Source organism: Pseudomonas mucidolens, assembly GCF_900106045.1.
GTDB classification, from domain to species: domain Bacteria; phylum Pseudomonadota; class Gammaproteobacteria; order Pseudomonadales; family Pseudomonadaceae; genus Aquipseudomonas; species Aquipseudomonas mucidolens.
Window position 1 is genome coordinate 3,055,829 of record NZ_LT629802.1, and the last position, 13,777, is coordinate 3,069,605.

The 13,777-nt window shown below is 55.0% G+C and carries 15 protein-coding genes and 1 pseudogene; 13 read left to right on the top strand and 3 right to left on the bottom strand.

The features are described from left to right. Positions 1-16 precede the first annotated feature (16 nt). Positions 17-1,213 (bottom strand): EAL domain-containing response regulator, encoded by a 1,197-nt coding sequence (locus BLU75_RS14045; RefSeq protein ID WP_084378109.1) that lies wholly within the window; start codon positions 1,211-1,213, stop codon positions 17-19. A gap of 211 nt (positions 1,214-1,424) precedes the next feature. On the opposite strand from BLU75_RS14045, the gene BLU75_RS14050 reads away from it, so the two are divergent. From BLU75_RS14050 to BLU75_RS14100, 11 genes are all read left to right on the top strand, one after another. Further along, complete coding sequence (locus BLU75_RS14050) at positions 1,425-2,054, top strand: response regulator transcription factor (protein ID WP_084378108.1); 630 nt, start codon at positions 1,425-1,427, stop codon at positions 2,052-2,054. A 164-nt stretch (positions 2,055-2,218) separates the two neighbouring features. Beyond that, positions 2,219-2,761 carry a fimbrial protein gene (locus tag BLU75_RS14055; protein WP_084378107.1) on the top strand — a complete coding sequence of 181 codons (543 nt, stop codon included), beginning with the start codon at positions 2,219-2,221 and terminating at the stop codon, positions 2,759-2,761. Between the two features lie 71 nt (positions 2,762-2,832). Further along, the gene (locus BLU75_RS14060; RefSeq protein ID WP_090221484.1) at positions 2,833-3,381 is read left to right on the top strand and encodes a fimbrial protein; all 549 of its coding nucleotides are present in this window, start codon (positions 2,833-2,835) and stop codon (positions 3,379-3,381) included. A 44-nt stretch (positions 3,382-3,425) separates the two neighbouring features. Beyond that, complete coding sequence (locus BLU75_RS14065; RefSeq protein ID WP_197676941.1) at positions 3,426-5,915, top strand: outer membrane usher protein; 2,490 nt, start codon at positions 3,426-3,428, stop codon at positions 5,913-5,915. Positions 5,916-5,937: 22 nt separating this feature from the next. Next, on the top strand, positions 5,938-6,696 hold the full coding sequence (locus tag BLU75_RS14070; protein WP_084378104.1) for a fimbria/pilus periplasmic chaperone: 759 nt from the start codon (positions 5,938-5,940) through the stop codon (positions 6,694-6,696). Positions 6,697-6,731: 35 nt separating this feature from the next. Beyond that, positions 6,732-7,310, top strand: coding sequence for a fimbrial protein (locus BLU75_RS14075; RefSeq protein WP_084378103.1), 579 nt, complete (start codon positions 6,732-6,734; stop codon positions 7,308-7,310). Continuing rightward, on the top strand, positions 7,303-7,806 hold the full coding sequence (locus tag BLU75_RS14080) for a fimbrial protein (protein ID WP_157720770.1): 504 nt from the start codon (positions 7,303-7,305) through the stop codon (positions 7,804-7,806). The genes BLU75_RS14075 and BLU75_RS14080 overlap by 8 nt, the downstream gene beginning before the upstream one ends. Then, positions 7,803-8,306 carry a fimbrial protein gene (locus tag BLU75_RS14085; RefSeq protein ID WP_084378101.1) on the top strand — a complete coding sequence of 168 codons (504 nt, stop codon included), beginning with the start codon at positions 7,803-7,805 and terminating at the stop codon, positions 8,304-8,306. The genes BLU75_RS14080 and BLU75_RS14085 overlap by 4 nt, the downstream gene beginning before the upstream one ends. Before the next feature lie 8 nt (positions 8,307-8,314). Then, a complete protein-coding gene (locus BLU75_RS14090) occupies positions 8,315-8,848 on the top strand; it encodes a fimbrial protein (protein ID WP_084378100.1) in 534 nt (177 codons plus the stop codon). A gap of 314 nt (positions 8,849-9,162) precedes the next feature. After that, a complete protein-coding gene (locus BLU75_RS28450; protein ID WP_462687346.1) occupies positions 9,163-9,672 on the top strand; it encodes an MrpH family fimbial adhesin in 510 nt (169 codons plus the stop codon). A gap of 504 nt (positions 9,673-10,176) precedes the next feature. Further along, positions 10,177-10,425, top strand: a complete 249-nt coding sequence (locus tag BLU75_RS14100) for a hypothetical protein (RefSeq protein WP_090221485.1) — start codon at positions 10,177-10,179, stop codon at positions 10,423-10,425. A 104-nt stretch (positions 10,426-10,529) separates the two neighbouring features. Here BLU75_RS14100 and BLU75_RS14105 read toward each other — a convergent pair whose 3' ends face one another. Both BLU75_RS14105 and BLU75_RS27485 read right to left on the bottom strand, forming a co-directional pair. Further along, the gene (locus BLU75_RS14105) at positions 10,530-10,988 is read right to left on the bottom strand and encodes a lysis system i-spanin subunit Rz (protein WP_172832075.1); all 459 of its coding nucleotides are present in this window, start codon (positions 10,986-10,988) and stop codon (positions 10,530-10,532) included. A gap of 29 nt (positions 10,989-11,017) precedes the next feature. After that, positions 11,018-11,146: pseudogene (locus BLU75_RS27485) on the bottom strand (cell wall hydrolase); the annotation flags it as partial. Between the two features lie 318 nt (positions 11,147-11,464). Between BLU75_RS27485 and BLU75_RS28145 the strand changes: the two are divergent. Together BLU75_RS28145 and BLU75_RS14115 are read left to right on the top strand one after the other, a co-directional pair. Continuing rightward, positions 11,465-11,965, top strand: a complete 501-nt coding sequence (locus BLU75_RS28145) for a tyrosine-type recombinase/integrase (RefSeq protein ID WP_331717141.1) — start codon at positions 11,465-11,467, stop codon at positions 11,963-11,965. Positions 11,966-12,003: 38 nt separating this feature from the next. Next, positions 12,004-13,776, top strand: a complete 1,773-nt coding sequence (locus BLU75_RS14115; protein ID WP_084378095.1) for an N-acetylglutaminylglutamine amidotransferase — start codon at positions 12,004-12,006, stop codon at positions 13,774-13,776. Position 13,777 lies beyond the last annotated feature (1 nt).

Here is a 13,777-nt window from a genome sequence, read left to right on the forward strand (position 1 = left end):
TGTCGCCGCTCGTTCATCAGGACTTGCCTGGTGATGTCCGGTGCGTGCAGAAGTTGATGAAGTGGCTTTCCGGCATGGGCCGAGCAAACAGAAAACCCTGGGCAAGCGTACCGCCCAACTCAATCAGGCGAGCCTGCTGCTCGACCGTTTCTACACCTTCGATAACCAGCGAGATGCCCAATGCTTGGGCCAGAGCCACCGAACAGCTGATGATCGCGGCGCTTTTGGGCTGGTTTTGCATCTTGCGAACGAACGCGCGATCAAGCTTGATCTGGCTGAATGGCAGCTCGCTTAGTCGATCCAGCGAAGAATAGCCGGCGCCAAAATCATCCATCGCCAAGCCACAGCCGAGCATACGCAGGCGCACCAAGTTCTCCAGGCTTCTGGCCGGTGCACTGATAAGGCCAGACTCGGTGATTTCGAACATCACGCTGGCCGCGGGCACCTGCGAGCGTTTGATCAGCATACTGATGCGCTCGGGCAGCGCCGAGCAGGCCAACTGTGCAGGATGCAGGTTGAACGCCAGGTTGATTATACGCCCCTGTGCCGCCAGCCTTTGCTGCAGTGCCAGGCCCTGCTCGAACATCTGCCAGAACAATCGATTAATCAGGTTGTGCTTTTCCATCACGGGTAAAAAATGCATAGGCGCCAGCACCCCCCATTGGGGATGGGTCCAGCGCGCCAGCACTTCTGCGCCGACCAGCAACTGCCCCTTCATGGTAACCTTGGGTTGGTAATAGGCCTCGAACTCACCCTTATCGAGGCCCTCCTGCACGTCGCTCAAGGTGGGTAGCTCTGCGGACGACAACTGCCTAGGAGCTGCGCTGCAGTGTTCCCGGTACAGTTTGACCATCTGGCTGAACCCCTCCAGTTTAAACGGCTTGCCTAGGTCGCCCAAAAAGGTCAGACCCAGGCAGTGAATCATTGCGACCGTGGCCTGACGCAGAACCGGGTCCAGTTCGCTGCATAACACCACCGCCCCGATTTTACCGCTGCTACTGGCATGACGAAGAAACGCCAGGCCATCCATACCGGCCATTTTCAGATCACAGAGGACAATGTCCACAGCGTCGCAGTCAGACAGCACAGCTACCGCCTCATGGCCATCCGCCGCTTGCAGGATGGGTCCCGGCAATACTTTTTCGAGCGCGGTCACGGTGACAAGGCGCTGGAAAGGTTCATCCTCCAGCACCAGAACAGTCAAGTCTTGCATCGCAGGTCTACACGCACGCAATTGAAGGGGATACAGTGTACAAGTCGTATTTCCGACACATCCATGGGAGATTTCCTCTGCATCCTAGGAAATTTCCGAAAGCCAAGTAACAACAAGTACAGCGCTGTCCTACACGGCCAATAGTGTTAACCTTCTGCTAGCCAAGCTGTACCGTTCCATAACAAGCGTGTTTTCAAGGTAAATTCCCACTATGCATAGCGTTCTGATAGTTGACGATCATCCGGTCATTCGACTTGCCGTCCGAGTCCTGCTGGAAAAGCACGGCATGCGCGTGGTAGGTGAGGCGGACAATGGAATCGATGCGGTTCAGCTAGTGCGCGAACTTACCCCGCAAGTGGTCATCCTCGATATTGGTATCCCCAAGCTGGATGGGTATACCGTTATTTCCCGAATCAAAGCACTGAATGTGCGTAGTGAAATACTCATTCTGACTTCGCAACCTGCTGACTCGGTGTGCCGACGCTGTATCCAGTTAGGTGCTCGTGGTTTCGTTAATAAAGAAGAAGACTTAGGCAGCCTGATTACCGCGATTAAAGCGGTGGATACCGGCTATACATTCTTTCCCTCGCTGACGTTTGACAGTGTCAACCCTTCGGAAACAATATCAGAGCTGGAGCAAATTCGATCACTAACTGACCGCGAAGTAACAGTGCTGCAATATCTGGCCCAAGGTTACTCCAACAAACAGATTGGTGACATGCTCTTTCTCAGTAATAAAACCGTGAGCACCTACAAAACTCGCCTACTACAAAAGCTGGGGGCCACGTCGTTGGTTGATTTAGCCGAGTTCGCCAAACGCAATGCGCTGACTGGCAATTAAATAGCTCGTAGGAAATTTCCCAGGCCGGCATCGGCAACGTCCTACTCACTTCTTCCCTTTCTACACCTAGACTTACTCCAGCTCAACGGTACACAGGTATCAGAGCGAGAAGAGTGTTCCATTGAGCCCCTTCACGGACCTCAATATCAATCTAGGAGTATCAAATGAAAGTTAGTTCGTTGGCTGGTGCAGTCATGGCAATTACTCTGGCAGCGACTTCTGCTGTCAGTTTTGCTGAAGACCAGGGTCACGGTGTTATTACCTTTAAAGGCGCGATTATTGACGCGCCTTGCTCCATTGCTCAAGAGTCTCAGTACCAAACAGTCGACATGGACCAAATCGCCAACGTCGCCCTGAAAAACGGCGGCAAATCCAACCCGACCACCTTCAAGATCGAGTTGCGCGGCTGTGAGCTGGGCGCTCTGAAAGCTGCAACTGCAACCTTCACTGGCTCGCCTGCGTCCAACCCTGACCTACTGGCGCTTAAAGGTACTGCCCAAGGTGCCAGCCTAGCCATTGCCGACCACACCGGCGCCCTGATCAAGCTCGGCAGTGCTTCGCCTGCGCAGACGTTATCCGATGGAAACACCTACCTGCAGTTCAATGCTTACCTGCAGGGCGACAAAGCCGGAGCCGAAGGGGCAGCGGCCGAGATCGTACCGGGTGACTTTGAGACCTTCGCTAACTTCACCCTCGCTTATCAGTAACGTCATTCGTCACTGAGGCGCCCCGCAGTGTGCAATGGCTGCGTACTGCGGGGAAGCTTGCGGAGATTTACATGATTCGCTCAATCGCACTTTCGCTGATACCGCTGACGCTGTTCATGGTTGGCGAGCCCGCTCGTGCCACTGAGGCAGTGTCTGGCGGTGCACTCAAGGGGCGCGTTCAACTAGCCGGAAGCATTGTCGATAGCGCCTGCACCATTCGCGTGGGCAATGAAAGTCAAACAATTTCCTTTAAACCCACAGTATTAAGCGGGTTAGTCAGCGGCGATAGTACCTCGCAACAACCCATCAACATTTATGTCAGTGATTGTACAACTTATCATGCACTTAGAAGTCCACTGCCGCCACAACTTTTCAAGCTATCATTTGAAGGTGAAACTGACGGCAAACACTTTGGTACTCAGGGGACTGCTCAAGGCATTGCCTTACAGATAAAAGACGAACACGGGAAGTTAATCTCCCCAGGCATGTTACTTGACCACAGCATGCAATCTGCCGACATATTAATTCTTAATTACTACCTGACCCTCGTCGGTAGCGGTCATGTGCTTAAAGCGGGCGATTATCACGCCACAATCAAGCTGAATATTCAACACTTCTGAACTGCAGACACTGATTGTGCAGTGTTACACAAGGACTTATTCACGTGGATCACCGTAAGGTATTGGCTACCATGACGCTGTGTTTTTTCGCCTCGTGTGTAAGTGCTGCCGAAGAATTCCAATTCAACACCGATGTATTGGACCTCAAGGATCGCGAGAATCTTGATCTGGGGGTGTTTGCCTCGGCCAACTTCATCATGCCCGGCCAATACACTCTAATGGTTCACGTGAACAGCGATACATTGACCGAGTTCCCAGTCGACTATTTTCTGGCCGAGGGCGACCCAAAAAGCAGTGTTGCCTGTCTTTCACCGGCAATTGTCGATGAACTGGGCCTGAAAGAAAACGTCCTCAGAACTTTGAAATGGTGGCACGACGGCGCCTGCCTGAACCTCGACAGCGTTCCTGGTATGCAGGCACGTGGCAACTTGGGCACAGCTGGGCTATATCTGAGCATCCCCCAGGACCAGTTGGAGTACACCGCAGCCAACTGGGATCCGCCTTCGCGCTGGGACAATGGCATTGGCGGCATACTTTTCGACTACAACATCAACGCCCAGACCACCGAGCGCAACCACGGTAAAGGGCGCAGTGACCAGCTCAGTGGGAATGGTACCGCCGGTGTCAACCTAGGCGCTTGGCGCTTGCGCGGCGACTGGCAGACTCAAATGCAACGCAGTGCTGACCAACCGTCGCTACAGCAATTTGCGTGGAGCCGTTTTTATGCGTTGCGTGCCATACCGGCGCTGCGCTCTAGCCTCATCATCGGTGAGGACTACCTAGACTCAAACCTGTTCGGTAGTTTCCGCTACACCGGAGGCAACCTGAGCAGTAACGACAACATGCTGCCACCCAACCTCAGGGGGTATGCCCCTGAAGTCAGTGGAGTGGCTCGCACCAACGCCCATGTGGTGATTCGCCAACAAGGCCGTGTGCTCTATGACACCCAGGTGCCGCCTGGCGCGTTTCGTATTCAAGATCTTAACGACGCTGTCTCCGGTCAACTCGATGTGCGCGTTGAAGAGCAGGACGGCAGCACTCAGGAGTTTCAAATCGATACCGCCAGCATTCCATACCTGACCCGTCCGGGCACGGTGCGCTACAAGCTTGCGGCCGGCAAACCCTCCGATTGGGAACATCAAGTCGATGGGCCCGCTTTTGCCACTGGCGAGTTTTCCTGGGGGGTGAGCAATGGTTGGTCGCTGTATGGCGGCGGCCTCGGTGCTAAGGACTACGGTTCCTTGGCTGTGGGTGTGGGACGCGACCTAATGGCGTTCGGCGCGCTGTCCTTCGATGTCACTCAGTCGCGGGCGACCCTACCGGAACACGACTCATTGAGCGGTAAGTCTTATCGTGCCAGTTATTCCAAACGCTTCGATGAGTACGACAGTCAGGTCACCTTCGCCGGTTACCGGTTCTCAGAGGAGAACTACATGAGCATGAACGAATTCATCGAAGCCCGGCGTGGGGGACAGCCGCTAAACCAAAGCAAGGAACTGTACACGGCGACATTAAGTAAGCAGTTTCGCGATTCCGCGCTCAGCGTGTACTTCAATTACAACCACCAAACCTACTGGAGCAGCCAGGCGAGCGATCGCTACAGCCTTTCGTTATCTCGCTACTTTGATGTGGGAGGATTGAAAAACCTCAGCCTATCGCTGACTGCGTACCAGAACAAGGCCAACGGAACCTCCGATGACGGTGCCTATCTGTCGGTTAGCATCCCCTGGGACAGCACCGGCTCATTCAGCTTCAGCTCATCGTTCAACCGCGGTGAAAGCAGCCATAGTATGAGCTATTACGACCGTATCGATGAGCGTAATAATTACATGCTCAGCGCCGGTTCAACTCCAAACGGCACAACTGCCAGCGGCTTCCTTTCCCATGATGGTGATCAGGCCCAGGTTGTGGCTAGCGCCAGTTACCAGGCCGGTGAGTACACCTCAGCAGGCTTGTCCCTCCAAGGCGGTGCGACATTGACTGGTCAAGGCGCGGCGCTGCACCGCAGCAGCATCATGGGCGGTACCCGGCTACTAGTGGATACCCAAGGTGTAGCGAATGTACCGGTGCGCGGCAACGGCGCGGTAACTCGTACCAACCGATTCGGCAAAGCGGTAATTACCGACGTCAACAGCTACTACCGTAACCAGGCCAACATTGTCCTGGACAGTCTGTCTGACGAGGTGGAAGCCACCCAGTCAGTCACCCAGGCGACTCTGACCGAGGGTGCGATTGGCTACCGCCGTTTCGATGTGATTTCCGGGCACAAGGCCATGGTCATCATCCGTATGGCTAACCGCAATGCACCGCCGTTTGGCGCGACCGCACAGAACAGCCGTGGCCAAGAAACGGGCATTGTCGGCGAAGAAGGATCGACTTACCTGAGCGGTATGAAGCCGGGCGAAACCATGTCGCTGCATTGGGATGGCAGCGCACGCTGCCATTTCACCCTGCCCAACCAAGTAGCAGCGCTTGAACGACAACTAGAGCTGCTGTGCCAGCCCGTCAGCGACGCAGACGACTCCGCCGCTTAATCTATTTGCAACAGGTACTTATATGAATATCAGCTTCAAACGCAACACCCTTACCCTCCTCGCGCTGTTCGGCGCCTGCGCGGCGCAAACCAGCCTGGCCGCTGTGTCGCTGGACCGCACCCGGGTAATTTTCACCGGCAGCGAGAAGTCGGTCAGTCTCAGCGTCAGCAACCAAAATACCCAGCTGCCTTACTTGGCACAGGCCTGGATCGAAAACGAGCACGCGGAAAAGATAACCAGTCCCCTTGTAGTGCTACCGCCGATCCAGCGTTTAGAAGCTGGTACCAATAGTCAAGTGAAGATCCAGGGTCTGCCTGAACTAAGCCGACTGCCCCAGGACCGCGAATCACTGTTCTACTTCAACCTGCGGGAAATTCCGCCGCGCAGCGATAAGCCGAACACCTTGCAAATTGCTCTGCAAACGCGGGTAAAGCTGTTTTATCGACCTGTATCGATCGCCCGTAAAGTCGGTGTCAATGAAGCCCCCTGGCAGGAAAAGCTGACCCTGATCCGCCAGGACGATCGTTACCTGGTGAACAACCCTACGCCCTACTACGTCACTGTGATCGATGCCGCCCGTGACCTCAAGGCTACCAGCTCAACTGACTTCAAACCCTTGATGATCAGCCCCAAAGGCCAACTCGATCTGGGCGTGAGCAGCAAAGCACTGGGCGACAAGCCAGTACTAACCTACGTCAACGACTACGGGGGCCGCCCGCAATTGCAGTTCAGCTGTGCCGCAGGCACCTGCACCGCCAGTCCCGTCACCGATAAACACTGACACCGAGCCATGACCTGTTCAAGTGAGGGCAAATCATGATGCCTATAACCCGTAACTGCCTAGCGGCCTTGCTTTGCAGTGCCAGCGTTTCGACTTGCTCTGACGCCGCTGACATTCTTGCACAGACTGCTGAGTTTCAAGTGACTGGAACCTTGCTTGAAAGCGCCTGTTACTTAGACCCAAGTTCCGCCTATCAGAGCTTGGCGCTAGGCGACCTGAGCACCGCCCGCTTACTGCACGTCGGGGATCAGGGAGCGCCTGTCGCCCTGCACCTCAAGTTGCAAGGCTGTGTGCGCAGTGACGGCGGCCGCCGTGATGATCAGCAAGGTATTTTAGTCTGGAGCGCGATCGAGCCTGTGGCTGCTGTCGCTTTCGACGCCGTAGCCGACGCCGATACACCCGCGCTAATAAAGGTAGTTGGTGCCGAGGGCTTCGGCCTGCGATTGCTCGATATTCAAGGCAACGACGTACGCCTGGGCCGAACCGCGCCAGCTTGGTTCATCTCACCTGGCGATGACCAGTTGACCTACTACATCCGCCCTGAGCGTACGGCAGCGCCGCTACGCCCAGGCACCTTCCGCGCCAGCCTAAATGTGCACTTGGCGTATGACTGAGGCTCTCGTGATGAATGTCGGACGCGCTGCACTGCTGGCAGTACTGGCTATTTGTGCATCCTCTACCTTCGCTGCCGAGCAGCAGGTGGTAACGATCAAAGGTGTTGTATACGCCGCGATTCCTTGCGTGATCAATAACAACAAGCCCTTTACTCAACCGTTTGGTGATGTTCAGACTGCGGGTATCGATGGTTACTACAAAACCATCACCCTTGATTATTCGCTCGATTGCAGTCGTTCTACGACCAATGAATTGCGAATGCAAGTGCGCGGCAACGATGCAGGTTTCGACACCTCGCTGCTGCTAGTACCGGGCTACGACAACCTCGGTGTTGCTCTAAAAAAAGACGGAACAAGGCTTGCCATAAATACTTGGTCAGACTTCGACACCAACAAAAAGCCAGTACTGCAAGCGGTACTTGTCAAGCGCCAGAACAGCGATATCAAGGCCGGTGTCTTCAAGGCCAGTGCAACCCTCGTGGTGGATTATCGATGAACACTCTGCATCGCGTGATGGCAATACTATCAATCGCGCTCCTATCCATTCCCTGTGTTGTAGCAGACAACCTGCTGTTCACCGGTAACCTGCTGGCACCGCCCGTCTGCAAAGTCAGCGACAAAGATGGACGTATCGACGTGCGATTCAAGAACAACATCGCCGTCAACCGTATCGATGGCGAGCTTTATCGCCAAGCGATTCCCTACCAGATCGAATGCCCGGGTGCAGCCGGTGCCGGTATCACCTGGCACATGCGCCTGACCCTCAAAGGTATCGACGCTCACTTCGACCCCACCGCGCTCAAAACCTCGGTGAAGGACTTGGGAATCAAGGTATTGCTCGCCGGTACCCCATTGATTCCCAATCAGCCCCGAGATATCGATGTCAACGCATCGACTCCGCCAGTGCTGGAGGCCGTGCCGGTGAAGCTTACCGGCGCAGCGTTGCCCAGCACCGACTTTACCGCATCGGCGCTACTGATGGCCGAACTCTACTAGGAGGCTCTATGGGCAAGTGGGCCATTACCCTGAGCGCCTGGGTCACCGCCAGCCTGTGGTTGTCGGCGGTACAGGCAGCAGAAGACAACCTGTACTTCTCCGGAACGCTGGTGAATGAGCCATGCGTGCTGGATGAGAGAGATGAGTTGATCAAACTAGACTTTAAAAGCGTAATCGACAAAGACCTATACCTTAACGGCAGAACCCGAGGAAACCTTATCGATCTGCACCTTAAAAATTGCGACTTGGACGTCGGTAAACGCATGGTCAGCATCACTTTCAATGGTAACGAAAGCAGCGCCCTTCCCGGACTGCTGGTGCTCCAAAGCGCCAGCGTGCAAGGCCTGCTGGTGGGGCTGGAGACAACGGGCGGTGAGGCCTTGCCGTTGAACAAGAGTCACCGTATGGGGGAGCTTTCTAGTGGCAACAACCTAGTCAGCTTCAATGCATACCTTCAAGGGGAACCCGAGGTGCTGGCAAATCGCGCACTAGGGTTAGGCGACTTTGAAGCATCCCTGACCTTTGCTTTGAGTTACGAGTAACCATCATGAGAAAGTTTTACTCACTAACGTTCCGCTGCATCGTGGTACTGGTATTGTTATACGGTGCTGCGGAGCAAGCACAAGCCTATAATATCATTACAACAGAAAGTCGTTATGAGCCGGGCGGTGTTCGTTACTTCTACGTTGTTCAAGATTGGACATCGGGCGGTCGTAGTCCTTGCTCAACGGAAGACAGTCGAATGAAGAACTGTAACATTTATTTAGCCACGAATCACGGGGCAGTGCGCCCCTACGAGTGGAAGGTACCTACCCACTGGGGTAACTCCACGATGGGAACGCTACTATCGGACCTCATGAGAGTGGGTTTTCGAGTGCCTTTTTACGGCTCGACTCTAGTTCCTCACGCATCCGCTAACAACCGCCTGTGCATCTCTTTTAGCTTTTCGCAAACGGGGCCAAACATTGGCGGAGGTGTCTCTCTTTTCGGCCCATGCACCAAGGTAGTTCCGCCGTCGCTGCAATGCGAGATCAAAGGCGATACAACTATCAACCATAGAAACCTACCGGATAATGCATTAAATGGGGCGAAAGCTTCGACACAACTCGATTTGCAGTGTCGAGGCCCGGCTAGTGTGACCGTATCGGCATCCAGAACAAACTCTTCAGGCGTTCAACTCAGAAGCGATGGTAGCCTGTACTCGAGGGTTACGATCAACGGCAAGGACGCTACGACGGGTATCAATGTCAAGGTATCAGATGGTCTGACCACCAAATTGGACATCACGTCAACACTTAGCAGCTCAGGGACCGTCGCACCTGGCGAGTTCTCCGGCTCTACGGTGATAACTATTTCACCTCCTTAACTGAGAATGCAGGAAGCAATCACCAAGCTCAAAAATCAGATTGGAAGCGAACATGCGAGAGGCGACTGGTGAGAGAAGGCCTGTTTGGACACTATAATGCTGCGCGGCTTATATCCAATTCACCTGAGTGTGAACTTTCAACTGCCGAAAAAATCGAACGGATTATCACAACAAATATGGTGGCGCTATGTACCTCACCGAAAACATCCACTTGATCCGTACAATTCTGGACCAATTGCCTGCTGAGGGAGAAATCAGCTCGACAGAGCTGGACGGTGATCAAGAGCAGATTCTGTTTGGGTTACGAGAAATGATTCGACTCAATCTAATTTCCGGGTCCCATCATTACAGCGAGCACTCCGACCCGACTGGACCGCTTCTATCATCGGTATCCTCGATTCGCCTGACTACGCGAGGGATTACATTCAAAGGGCAATAGGCCATTATTCACATCAACGACAATGCTTCTATGCTCCATAATTCGGCTTACCAGGCGAGAATGTAATGGATACGTTAAACAGACAGGAGATCGAGGCGGTGCTCGCCAGCCGCCTGCCGAACTGCGTAATCTCCTGCACGGTCAGCGTCGATGGCAGCTTGACCGTCGATGTGACAGGTCCAGACTCAGACCAATTCACTATCGTTAACATAGATCGGCGCCAATACCATGGCGAGACCGGCATCAACAAGCTCGCCCGGGAGATATTGGAAGAAATGGTGATGTCCCGGCAGGCGACTCGCCTCATCGGATAAACTCCCGATTTGTGCAGGCTTTCGTTCTCCCCTTTCACGTATTGTTCACAGTTTAACGCCTATGCTTACTCCAGCTCCTAGTGAACATCTTTAAGCCCGCCCTTCTACCGACAAAACTCTCGAACATAATTCTGTAGCGCCCTCAACGCTGCCTGATCAGCAATGATTCCAGCTCGGATATCGAAAACAGTTCGTTCAGCAATTGAAGTGAGTTCGACGGTTCTTGCGTTGCCCATGCTGGTGGAACTTGACACGTTGCGGTTATTGGCACGACAACTGCCTGTGATGCGCAGCCGGCGATCAGAATCGTCAGCAGCACGGCGCAACCTTTCATTTTCGAAGAGATCATTCGCTTTCTCCTTGGTTGCTATGGCGTCGAGTTCGGCACGCGCCTGCTCGGCGGCACGCTGCTTTTCCAGTACCTTGCGGGTCTGTGCGTTAGCTGCATTGCTGATGGTGGTCACATCGGCCTGATGAGCGAGATTAAGGTCGGCCAGCTTCTGTCCCATGTGCCAGTCCTGCACCTGCCAGGATCCAGTGGCGCTGATCACCATCGCCAGCATGACTGCCGCTAGGATCTTCCCGGGCATCATCACGGCACATCCTTGAAAAACATGTGATGCCCCAGACGCAGCGTCTGTTTAGCCTCCGCCGCCCAGGCCGAAGGCTTCGGCATGGTGGTCGCATAGTAATGTGTCGCACCGCCGATTGGATCCGATACCCGCTCGACAAGATCACTCCTGTGCTGATGCGAAAAATCGTCAACGGTATTACGTGGACTTCACCGATTAGGAGCAAAGGTGCCATCCGCCTCGTGACCAGTCTTCTCACCCAGGCCGTAAACGATGAACTGATATTGAGGAATCCCTCCAATTCAATCCCGCCAACGAGGGTTACGAAGCGCGAGATTGATCCGTTCAGTCGCGAGGAAGCGGATGTATTGATTGGGAAGGTGTACGAAGTGACAAGCGGTTTGCAGTCGATCTACGCGTGCTTTTTTGAGTTCTCTTTCTATACAGGAATGCGTCCAGGCGAGGCGATGGCCCTGCGGTGGAGCGAGGTTGATACACGCTCTCGTCGTGCTAAGGTGTGCCGTATCAGGCTTTACGGAAAGATCAAGGAAAGGACGAAAACGAAGGTGTCGCGGGAAGTTTTATTGAACGATCGCGCTTTGCAGGCACTCGAAAAAGCCAGACTTCTTACGGCGGCGCGCTCTGATTACGTTTTTGCGCCGGAAGGCTCGGGTGAAAGATCAGAGCTATACATCCGTTCCGAAACAGGGGCTAAGCGCTATTGGTTGACGGCATTGCGCAAGAGTGGAATGCGATATCGCCGGATGTACGACACCAGGCACACCTATGCAACGATGTGCCTTATGTCGGGAATGAATCCAGCGTTCATCGCGGCGCAGCTTGGACACAGCGTTCAAGTTCTGCTTTCAACCTATGCCAAGTGGATCAGTTCTCCGAGTGATTTCGCAGAGCTTGATAAGCTGGATTTACCGAAAAACGGTACAAAATTGGTACTTGAATCACGGTAGATGCGTGAAGGCCCTGCAAATACAAGGCCTTTAGCAATATGTGTGGATTAGCTGGCGAGTTACGCTTTGATCATCAACCTGCCGACCTGGCAGCAGTAGAACGAATCACCCACCACTTGGCCCCACGCGGGCCTGACGCGTGGGGCTTCCAGGCACAGGGACCGATTGCTCTGGGCCATCGTCGCCTGAAAATCATGGACCTGTCGGACGGCTCCGCCCAGCCGATGGTCGACGCTCAACTGGGCCTGTCACTGGCCTTCAACGGCGCCATCTACAATTTCCCCGAATTGCGTGCAGAGCTTGAAGCTCTGGGTTATGCCTTCTATTCCGGCGGCGACACCGAAGTGTTGCTCAAGGGCTATCACGCGTGGGGCGAGGCGCTGCTGCCCAAGCTCAACGGGATGTTTGCATTTGCCATCTGGGAGCGTGATGCCCAACGTCTGTTTATTGCCCGCGACCGCCTTGGCGTGAAGCCTTTATACCTGTCGCGCACCGGCAAGCGCCTGCGCTTTGCCTCGGCCTTGCCGGCGTTGCTCAAGGGCGGCGACATCAACCCGATCCTCGATCCGGTCGCGCTCAACCACTACCTGAATTTCCATGCCGTGGTACCCGCGCCACGCACGCTGCTGGCGGGCATTGAAAAACTGCCGCCCGCCACCTGGATGCGCATCGAGGCCGATGGCAAGACCGAGCAGAAAACCTGGTGGACCTTGACTTACGGGCCGCATGCCGATGAAGCCAACCTGACCCTGGAAGACTGGCGCGACCGTGTGCTCGACAGTACCCGCGACGCCGTGGCCATTCGCCAACGGGCGGCGGTGGATGTCGGCGTGCTGCTGTCAGGTGGCGTTGACTCCAGCATGCTGGTGGGCCTGCTGCGTGAAGTCGGTGTACAGGACCTGTCGACCTTTTCCATCGGTTTTGAAGACGCCGGCGGTGAACGTGGCGACGAGTTCCAGTATTCCGATCTGATCGCCAAACACTACGGCACGCAGCATCACCAATTGCGCATTGCCGAGAGCGAAATCATCGAACAACTGCCAGCGGCGTTCCGCGCCATGAGCGAGCCGATGGTCAGCCATGACTGCATCGCCTTCTACCTGCTGTCTCGGGAAGTGGCCAAGCACTGCAAAGTGGTACAGAGCGGCCAGGGCGCCGATGAGTTATTCGCCGGTTATCACTGGTACCCGCAGGTGGACGGCGCCAGCGATCCATACGCGGCCTACCGCGATGCATTTTTTGACCGCAGCTATGACGATTACGCCGCGACGGTCGCACCGCAATGGTTGACTGCCAATGACGCTGCCGGCGACTTTGTCCGTGAACATTTCGCCCAGCCGGGTGCCGATGCGCCTGTGGATAAAGCCCTGCGCCTGGACAGCACGGTGATGCTGGTCGACGACCCGGTCAAGCGGGTCGACAACATGACCATGGCCTGGGGCCTGGAAGCACGAACGCCATTTCTCGATTATCGCCTGGTGGAGTTGTCGGCCCGCGTCCCGGCCAAGTTCAAACTGCCAGACGGCGGCAAACAGGTGCTCAAAGAAGCCGCGCGCCTGGTGATTCCAAGCGAAGTCATCGACCGCAAGAAAGGTTACTTTCCGGTGCCAGGCCTCAAGCACTTGCAGGGCAATACCTTGAATTGGGTGCGCGACTTGCTGCTGGACCCGAGCCAGGACCGTGGCCTGTTCAACCCGGCCATGCTCGATCGCCTGCTCACTGACCCGCAAGGTCAATTGACCCCGCTGCGCGGCTCCAAGCTGTGGCAACTGGCGGCGCTGAACCTGTGGCTCAGCGAACAAGGAATCTGAT

What these genes read in the sequence shown, in the direction of transcription:
- BLU75_RS14045 (WP_084378109.1), bottom strand. Translation starts at nt 1,213, where the DNA reads ATGCAAGACTTGACTGTTCTGGTGCTGGAGGATGAACCTTTCCAGCGC.
- BLU75_RS14050 (WP_084378108.1), top strand. Translation starts at nt 1,425, where the DNA reads ATGCATAGCGTTCTGATAGTTGACGATCATCCGGTCATTCGACTTGCC.
- BLU75_RS14055 (WP_084378107.1), top strand. Translation starts at nt 2,219, where the DNA reads ATGAAAGTTAGTTCGTTGGCTGGTGCAGTCATGGCAATTACTCTGGCA.
- BLU75_RS14060 (WP_090221484.1), top strand. Translation starts at nt 2,833, where the DNA reads ATGATTCGCTCAATCGCACTTTCGCTGATACCGCTGACGCTGTTCATG.
- BLU75_RS14070 (WP_084378104.1), top strand. Translation starts at nt 5,938, where the DNA reads ATGAATATCAGCTTCAAACGCAACACCCTTACCCTCCTCGCGCTGTTC.
- BLU75_RS14075 (WP_084378103.1), top strand. Translation starts at nt 6,732, where the DNA reads ATGATGCCTATAACCCGTAACTGCCTAGCGGCCTTGCTTTGCAGTGCC.
- BLU75_RS14080 (WP_157720770.1), top strand. Translation starts at nt 7,303, where the DNA reads ATGACTGAGGCTCTCGTGATGAATGTCGGACGCGCTGCACTGCTGGCA.
- BLU75_RS14085 (WP_084378101.1), top strand. Translation starts at nt 7,803, where the DNA reads ATGAACACTCTGCATCGCGTGATGGCAATACTATCAATCGCGCTCCTA.
- BLU75_RS14090 (WP_084378100.1), top strand. Translation starts at nt 8,315, where the DNA reads ATGGGCAAGTGGGCCATTACCCTGAGCGCCTGGGTCACCGCCAGCCTG.
- BLU75_RS28450 (WP_462687346.1), top strand. Translation starts at nt 9,163, where the DNA reads ATGAGAGTGGGTTTTCGAGTGCCTTTTTACGGCTCGACTCTAGTTCCT.
- BLU75_RS14100 (WP_090221485.1), top strand. Translation starts at nt 10,177, where the DNA reads ATGGATACGTTAAACAGACAGGAGATCGAGGCGGTGCTCGCCAGCCGC.
- BLU75_RS14105 (WP_172832075.1), bottom strand. Translation starts at nt 10,988, where the DNA reads ATGCTGGCGATGGTGATCAGCGCCACTGGATCCTGGCAGGTGCAGGAC.
- BLU75_RS28145 (WP_331717141.1), top strand. Translation starts at nt 11,465, where the DNA reads ATGGCCCTGCGGTGGAGCGAGGTTGATACACGCTCTCGTCGTGCTAAG.
- BLU75_RS14115 (WP_084378095.1), top strand. Translation starts at nt 12,004, where the DNA reads ATGTGTGGATTAGCTGGCGAGTTACGCTTTGATCATCAACCTGCCGAC.